The sequence below is a fragment of the Streptomyces katrae genome (genome assembly GCF_000966975.1).
GTDB classification, from domain to species: domain Bacteria; phylum Actinomycetota; class Actinomycetes; order Streptomycetales; family Streptomycetaceae; genus Streptomyces; species Streptomyces katrae.
In genome coordinates, this window is sequence record NZ_JZWV01000455.1 from 1 (window position 1) to 387 (window position 387).

The following is a 387-nucleotide window of genomic DNA, read 5'->3' on the forward strand; positions in this document are numbered from 1 at the left end:
CACGGGGCCCCGCCCTCACCCCGCCCGTACCAGTGCCGCCACCGGCCCCGCCGCCAGGAGGCGGTCGAGCCGGACCTCGCCCTCGTGGGGGGCGGGCGGGGTCGGGCCGTGGGCGGGGAGCCAGGGGCCCGGGGGGAGGGGGAGGGTGGTGTCGCGCCAGCCGCCCGCTCGGGTCAGGTGGTCAGGGTCAGGTGGTGGGACAGGCGGGTGGCCACCGCCACCAGCCCGCCCGGGCGGGTGTAGGCCAGGCAGTGGCCGGACGCCGGGCCGTGGGCGGTCAGGGGGGCGTAGCCGCTGAACAGCTCCGGGCGGGAGCGGCGCAGCCGGAGCAGGGCGGCGGTCAGGGCGAGCTTCTCCTCCGCGAGGGTCGCCGGGGCGGTGCCCGCG

At 81.1% G+C, this 387-nt stretch carries 1 protein-coding gene; it reads right to left on the reverse strand.

The window, feature by feature from the left end; translation table 11 throughout:
* Positions 1-173: 173 nt before the first annotated feature.
* The coding region (locus tag VR44_RS45055) for a hypothetical protein (protein ID WP_045948384.1) at positions 174-387 on the reverse strand (214 nt) is incomplete at its 5' end.